The organism is Mycobacterium sp. THU-M104, from assembly GCF_049197365.1.
GTDB lineage: Bacteria > Actinomycetota > Actinomycetes > Mycobacteriales > Mycobacteriaceae > Mycobacterium.
Genome location: NZ_JBMIOP010000272.1, coordinates 1 through 6,224 on the forward strand (window position 1 = coordinate 1; position 6,224 = coordinate 6,224).

The 6,224-nt window shown below is 60.6% G+C and carries 5 protein-coding genes; 1 reads left to right on the top strand and 4 read right to left on the bottom strand.

The genetic code is table 11. The features are described 5' to 3' along the window. On the bottom strand, positions 1 to 798 hold a 798-nt coding region (locus tag ACOJVU_RS19580), incomplete at its 3' end, for a glycosyltransferase family 2 protein (protein ID WP_421531298.1). Positions 799 to 908: 110 nt separating this feature from the next. After that, positions 909 to 1,676 (bottom strand): GAP family protein, encoded by a 768-nt coding sequence (locus tag ACOJVU_RS19585; protein WP_421531299.1) that lies wholly within the window; start codon positions 1,674 to 1,676, stop codon positions 909 to 911. 779 nt (positions 1,677 to 2,455) lie between these two features. Here ACOJVU_RS19585 and ACOJVU_RS19590 point away from each other — a divergent pair. Then, a complete protein-coding gene (locus ACOJVU_RS19590; RefSeq protein ID WP_421531300.1) occupies positions 2,456 to 3,511 on the top strand; it encodes a glycosyltransferase in 1,056 nt (351 codons plus the stop codon). Between the two features lie 21 nt (positions 3,512 to 3,532). Here the strand turns inward: ACOJVU_RS19590 and ACOJVU_RS19595 are convergent, their stop codons facing one another. Both ACOJVU_RS19595 and ACOJVU_RS19600 read right to left on the bottom strand, forming a co-directional pair. After that, positions 3,533 to 4,195, bottom strand: a complete 663-nt coding sequence (locus ACOJVU_RS19595; RefSeq protein WP_421531301.1) for a methyltransferase domain-containing protein — start codon at positions 4,193 to 4,195, stop codon at positions 3,533 to 3,535. A gap of 356 nt (positions 4,196 to 4,551) precedes the next feature. Beyond that, on the bottom strand, positions 4,552 to 5,409 hold the full coding sequence (locus tag ACOJVU_RS19600) for a class I SAM-dependent methyltransferase (protein ID WP_421531302.1): 858 nt from the start codon (positions 5,407 to 5,409) through the stop codon (positions 4,552 to 4,554). Positions 5,410 to 6,224 lie beyond the last annotated feature (815 nt).

A 6,224-nucleotide genomic window follows, 5' to 3' on the forward strand; every position in this document is an offset into this window, starting at 1 on the left:
GCGAACGCGGGCAGGCGATGCCGGGTCGACGATCAGCCACGTGAGAATGCGCAGGTGGTCTAGCCACCAACGCCGGCTCCTGACGTTGCGCGTCGTCTCGGTGCCACCGCTGTGGCTACGCACCGACAACTCGCGAGGGACGAAACCCACCACCGATCGCAGCATCAAGCGGTACCAGAAGTCCAAATCGACGAGTTGGAATATGTCGTCGCGAAGCCCCCCGGCGTCCAGGGCCAATTGGCGGCGAAACATCACGCAGGTCGGCTCGCCGATCCAATTCCCTTTGCCGCCTTGCAACAGCATTTGCGTGACCAGCGACGGCCCGTCGTTGTATTCGCGAAGCCCCCAGAATCGCGTGTGCTGCTTACCGCACCGCCGCAGCCATTTGAGGTCGTCCGTCTTGACCTGCCGGGGCGCGAAAACCAGCCCGACCGCCGGGTCGTCGAAATACCGAGACAGTGTCAGCAAAGCTCCGGGGAGCAACCAGTCGTCGCCGTGGACGAACTGAATGCACGTGCCGCCTGCGTGTTCCAGGCACTTGTTGTGGTTGCCGTTGAGCCCGGCGCGCGATTCGTTGTGGATCAGCCGATCTCCCGGCCGGAGGAGTCGCGCGGCAATCGCGGCGCCGTCGTCTGATGAATTGTCGTCAACGACGACTATCTCGAAGTCGACGCCGTCCTGGTCAAGGATGCTCCGCAGACAACGTTCGATCGTCGCGCCGTTGTTGTACATGGGTACACATACCGAGACGCGCGGAACCCTGGTCGCTTCGTCACGATCGTCGGCGCCTAAGGACACCACGGCTGTCGCATCAGTCGGGAGCGAGACCGCCTTCGCCGCCCCTGGTCGGTCAGCCACTGCAGCCTTAGCGGCTGCGAGCTGGTCGAGTGCACTTCGCACGGGACACCTCAGAGACTCCCTATGCCCTGGACCATCAACGCCACTCCGCTGACGCCCAGCGCTGTTTGGGAAATCCGGGCACGGTGAACGTGTAGCCAATTCTGCATACGCGACATGGCCGTTTGCGTTTTCTCGGGCTCAACCAGATGGCAGACCAGTGGAATCTCGATCACCGCAAGGACCATCACGGTGTACACGAGGAATGCGCTGAACTGCGTGCCTATGGCGGCTCCCGAAGCCATGATGATGGTCAGCAGCATCAACGTCTCGACCGGCGGCGTCGCCGAACCAAGACCAACCAAGAACGCCGGCCAGAAAAATCCCCGGTCAAGGATGCGTTGGTTCAGAGTTCCGAGCTTGGCGAACAAGCGCAGGACGCGAGGCTGCGCCGCTACCCCGGACCCATCGCTGTGGCCAGAGCCTGCTGTGACAAGTCGTAATGTTCGCGCCCGCTCACGTGAGAGGAGGACCACCAGGGACACCAGCGCAATCGCGCCAAGAGTGATCTTGAGATGCCCTCCCCCGAAGAAGAAGGCGACTGATGATCTCACTTCTTCAATCATCGCTGCCGCGCTCCGCAAAGCTGCCATCGCGGTTTCGCGCATGACAACCAGCACTGCCATTCCGATGCCGATGCCGGCGATCATGCCGCCCATCCAGAAAGCGAAGAGGTTGAGCATGGGGCGCTTACGCGACAACACGACGGCGACGAGCCCCAACCGCAGCGGGTCGAGCGCCATCCCGAAGCCCAGAAATAGCACGCTGTTCCACAACATCACATCAGACGCTACTATGCCCTACACCATCTCGTGACGTTACTGCGAAATTTTCGACGACGGCCTCCTGAACAGCCACGACACGCGGGGTTGCCGAGTTGCGCTTGTCGCCATCGGGGACGGTTCAGCGGTCGTCGGAGCGACGAACTACGACGAGCGATCGAGGAGCAGCGCCGCATCCCCGAATACGATCTTCTTTGACTCGGCCAAGGTGGGTGCTCGTTGGTGCGACGGAGCTATACATGGAGTTATACATTGGGTCTTGCTAACAGGGGTCTTGCTAACAGGGGTCTTGCTAACAGCGCCTTGCGCAGGCTTTCGTGTCGCGCGGACTGAACAGCACAACCATGAAGCCGCCAAGCCGGGCGCTCTCATCGCCACCGCAGTCACCCACGCTGTCGACCGAAACGTCGATGAACCGCCCCGGGCGACCATGAAAAGTGCTCAGTGGATGCCGCCATCTGACCCGGGTTCGGAACACTCTGACAGGTTCCAACGAAGCCAGCCAGGAGTCCGGCCGCCAGATGGAATTGCGCACTGAACCCAACCCAGCGCTGAATTCGGCTGGCCACCCGAGTATGGCGGCCACTTCGGCCGACGCGGCGCTCCAGCGCTTCGCTTGCAGCCGCACTCCCCGCCGAACCTTCGTCTGGGTGTCACACGCCGCCTGCCACGGAGGCTGTCTGCTCGCAGGTCGTTACGCTGCCCTCACATGACGACATGGCCGATGGCGACGGCACAGCATGCGTCTTAGCCACCGGACGAAAATGGAGCCCAGTGTGACTGACAGGACAGCAGCGAACGCCCCCAAGGTAAGCGTGGTATCGACCACTTACAACCAGGAGGCTTACGTCCGCCAAACTCTTGACAGCTTCGTGGCTCAGGAGACCGACTTTCCCGTGGAAATCATCGTCGCCGACGACGCCTCGACCGATGCCACGCCAGCAATAATCGGGGAGTACGCCGACCGCTACCCGGACTTGTTCCGGCCGATCTTCCGATCTGAAAACCTGGGCCTTAACGGTAACCTGATCGACGCCCTGTCATCTGCTCGTGGCGAGCACCTCGCCCTGTGCGAAGGCGATGATTACTGGGTCGATCCGCGAAAGCTCAGTAAACAGGTGACATTCCTCGACGAGCATCCCGAGGTATCGGTGTGCTTCCATCCCGTGCGAGTGATCTGGGAAGACGGCCGGATCAACGATTCGGAATTCCCGCCGGTCGCCTGGCGCCGCGACCTGAGCGTGGGCAAGCTACTCAGGCGGAACTTCATTCAGACGAACTCTGTCATGTACCGCCGCCTCCCGAACTACGGCGACATCCCGGCCGATGTAATGCCGCTGGACTGGTACCTGCACGTGAGGCACGCGGTTCACGGCGGCATCGCCATGCTGCCGGAGACGATGGCCGTCTACCGCCGCCACCCTCATGGCATGTGGTACGACCTCGTCGTCGACCCGCCAAAGTTCTGGATGGCGCATGGTCTCGGGCATGCGGCGACGTTCGACGCGATGCTTGACCTGTTCCCCGACGACCTGATGCGCGAGCAGATCGTCGCCGAGCAGGTTGACTTCATGCTCCGCCAGGTCGCCAAGGTCCCGGGGCTGGAGGGTCGCGCCGCATTACTGGAAACCGTCACACAACACCCTCGGATTGCGATGCTGGCCCTTCAAACACGGTATTCGACGCCCTGGCAGCGACTGAAAGCCAAGTGGTACACGCACGGCGCCGATTCGCTGAGCCGAAGGGCGCTCGTGGATTCGTGCTCCCAGTTGATCGAACGCCTGAGGCGAGAAGCCAGGCGCCGCGTGCAGCAGCACGCCAACCCGTACTAACCCAGTGCGCCACGTCGACCGTCAGAGCGCGGCGGCCTCTGGCTTGTGCACCACATACAACAACGAATTGAGAGCTATGCCATGCCGCACGAACGTCTGCTCGGTGAAAGTGCGCCAGCCGAGCGTAGAGAGTTCGAATCCGCTCTGCCGGATACGCGAACATAGCGTGGCGCGGTCGTAGAGACGCACGTGGTCGCCTTGACAGAAACGACGCCAACGCTCCGCTTCATCGGTCACCGCGGGATCCTCGTCGAAGCAGCCTGCCGGCCCCACCGGCGTCATAACGATGCCGGACCCACCGGGCGCCAGTATCCGGTAAAGCTCGTTGAGTGCGCAGCCGTCGTCGGAGACGTGCTCGAGGATGTGGGAGCAGACGAAGAAGTCGAACGAGCCGTCCGCGTACGCCTGCATGTCCATGATGTCGACGACGTCATCGACGCCGGTCATCATGAGATCCGCGGTGCGGTACTGGAAATCGGCGCGGCTACGCAGGTACGCGGACAGCGACGCTGATGGCGCAAATTCGAGCACCCGGCGGATGCCGTCGGGTCGGAGGAACTGGTCGACGTAGAGCTTGTAAAGCCGATCTCGATCAATTGAACCACATACCGGGCAGAGGAACCGGCGGTGGTTCAGGGTCTCGAAGTCGTCGATGGAGTAGCGAAACCCATGCCGGACCAGCATGTCTCGCAAATCAGGATGCCTCCCCAAGCGGACCCAGTACCCGCACAGATTGCACTGATGGAGACCCACGTAGCACACTCCGCGGCCGAGGCGCGCGGCGCGACGGAGGACGGCGCCGACGCGAGTACGGGTGTCCAGGTTACGCATGCGTCTCATTCAACAACAGACCACCAAAATTGGCACAATCGCCGCTTGGAGGCTTCCATCTGGGAGTTGGGAGCAGCCGAAGACGCCGATCGGGCGCGGCGGTAGTGCACGGCTCGATCAGGTTGTTGACGATCTATGGCCCCTGTGATGCCGAAGCGTCGAGAGCCACTCCGCCGCGGTTCAGATAACACGCCGCGCTGCTTCGGCGGTTATGGTGAACTGTGGGTCTTGATACCGATGAAAGTCCCCCGAAGATTTGCTTGATAGGCCCCCCCGACCAAACATTCTGCAATGCTTGGTTGTAAATTACCATATTCTTCCATCACGAGGTCAAAGCCAGCGTCCCGAATCGCCTGGAGTAAGTGTTCGCGTTGAACCCAGAAAGACCGATGATTGTCCCACGACGACCATTTCGCAGTTTCCCTCTTGTCGAATGATCGCTCGTTGGAGAATTCCGTATACCACCTTCCAGGAAGACCCTCATTTTCGCTGGGCGGCGAAAGCGAGTACTTCGTGGGCTCGGGCCTTCTCAGCAGCTTGTCTGTCAAAAAATTCGTCGGCAACCTAAATCTTCTATCGTTCCGACTAATAAGCGAAAAATGTGTCTGCAGAATCAGAAGCTTATTCGTTACAGTTGAAAGCGTTTCCAGGTACTCCTTCGGGCGATCAAGGTGATACAGTAGGCCACAGCAGAAAACAGCATCGAAAGTGCCGTGCTTGGCTATATTCAGGGCATTATCTTGGATAAACGCTAAGTTCGGCAGGTCAGTCTTTGACTTGACGTAGTTGCACGCCGCAATATTCAATTCACGCACCTCAATACCAAGAACCTGGAATCCCATGCGTGCGAACTCAACAGCGAACCCACCTTCCAAGCAACCCACGTCGGCCAAGCGGAGTCGACTTTTATCCCCAGGGAAGACGGTTTCCAGGATTCCGCGCGCCGATATGAACCACGGATTATCTACCATTGAAGTGGCTGAATCGGGTTTCGTGAAAGTTCCATCGTCGAGGCGAATGTTGTGCGCGGTGAATTCCAACGCGTTTTCAGATTTTCCCGATACCACGCTTAGATCCTTTCATGTGCTTGCACACTTCCAAAGTAGAAGGCCTGCGCCGAGTTTTGTCCGGTACCTACCGTCGAGCTGCAACACTACAAAGACCAGCCCTGCGTGCAGCTCGTGCAGCTTAGGAAGGACAAGGTTACCGTGCAGGCAAAAAGTCGAAAAAGCGGGCCGGGCCGGGTCTGCGATCGGCCACTCCGGCCGCTGCTGCAGGCTGCGACGTCGAGGGGGGCTAGACGGTTGTTCGGGGGCATTCAGGGTGACCACGTGGGGGTAGAGGTTCGGCACTGACGGTGGCAGCGTATCGGCCGGTTGTATCCCGGTTTGGTGGTTGTGGTGCCGGGGCGGCACGGTGATCAAGTCCTTAGTAGGCGACGGCCCTACCGGAGGCGGGACGGACCGGACGAGGCGGCCGCCACCGCCAGATCACGAATGCGAGGCCGGGGCTATCGAGAGGGACATCGACCGTCACGTCAAGGGATGTCGGAAGACGACCCTCGACGGCGCGGACGGTCACCGTAGCACCGGTGAGTTCTACGCGATGACCAACTCGGGGGGACACGCGGAGCGAATCCCACGCGTTATTGGGTCCACGTGCCCCGCCGACAACGTCGAGCCGGAAACTGCCCACACCGGTGCGGGTAAAGCGAAGGTCGCTGTCGCTGATGGATAAGATATGCCAGCCACTCAACGCCCGCGGCTGGAGCGCCTGGGCGATCGCACCGGCGTAGAACGCTTCCATATCAGGGGCCACCAGAACGATCACGTGATGGGTCGCAGAATGATCGAACTCGGCTCGGACGAAGGCATCCCTTTCG

What these genes read in the sequence shown, in the direction of transcription:
- ACOJVU_RS19585 (WP_421531299.1), bottom strand. Translation starts at nt 1,676, where the DNA reads ATGTTGTGGAACAGCGTGCTATTTCTGGGCTTCGGGATGGCGCTCGAC.
- ACOJVU_RS19595 (WP_421531301.1), bottom strand. Translation starts at nt 4,195, where the DNA reads ATGCTGGTCCGGCATGGGTTTCGCTACTCCATCGACGACTTCGAGACC.